Consider the following 806-nt stretch of genomic DNA (forward strand, 5'->3'; position numbering starts at 1 on the left):
CGGGCTCTGGTCCGGGCCCACGGCCTCGCCGGCCGGCACGAACAGCGCGCCGTCCTCGGCCGCAAAACTGCCGTCGAACTGGCCCAGGTAGTTGAAGGTGATGCGCGGCACCGGCAGCGCTGCCAGCTCGGCCTGCACGCTTTCGTCGCCCAGGTAGCGCAGCGCGCCCCAGCCCAGGCCCTTGTCCGGGATCGCTCGCAGTTGTTCCTTGACCAGGCGCAGGTTGCTGCCCAGCGCCTCGCAGCGGCCCAGGCGCACCGGGAACAGGCTGGTGAACCAGCCCACCGTGCGGGTCAGGTCGAGGGCATCGAACAACGCCTCGCGGCCGTGCCCTTCCAGTTGGATCAGCGTGTCGTCACGCCCGCTCCAGCGCCCGATGACCCGGGCCAGGGCGCACAGCAGCAGGTCGTTGACCTGGGTGCGGTACGCCGCCGGGGCTTCTTGCAGCAGCTTGCGGGTGGTTTCCCGCGAAAGCTGGGTAGCCACCGAACGGCCGTGCTGGTTGGCCAGGCTGCCTTCGGGGCGTTCGCACGGCAGGGCTGTGTCGGCACCCTGCAGTTGCGCTTGCCAGTAATCCCGTTGCGACGCCGCTTCACCTCGGGCGTAGTCCTGCAGTTGCCCCGCCCAGTCGCGGACACTGTTGGTGCGTGCTGGCAGTTGGGTTTGCGCGCCTTGCTCGTAGGCCTGTTGCAGGTCCTCGAAGAGGATCCGCCACGACACCCCGTCCACCGCCAGGTGATGGATCACCAGCAGCAGTCGCTGTTCGCCTTGGTACTCGGCCAGCACCGCCCGCAGCAGCGGGCCGC

1 protein-coding gene is annotated in these 806 nt (G+C 69.6%); it reads right to left on the reverse strand.

From position 1 onward, the window contains the following. On the reverse strand, nucleotides 1-806 hold an 806-nt coding region (locus tag DM373_RS28405; protein WP_244215147.1), incomplete at both ends, for a condensation domain-containing protein.

It is taken from the genome of Pseudomonas sichuanensis (assembly GCF_003231305.1).
GTDB lineage: Bacteria > Pseudomonadota > Gammaproteobacteria > Pseudomonadales > Pseudomonadaceae > Aquipseudomonas > Aquipseudomonas sichuanensis.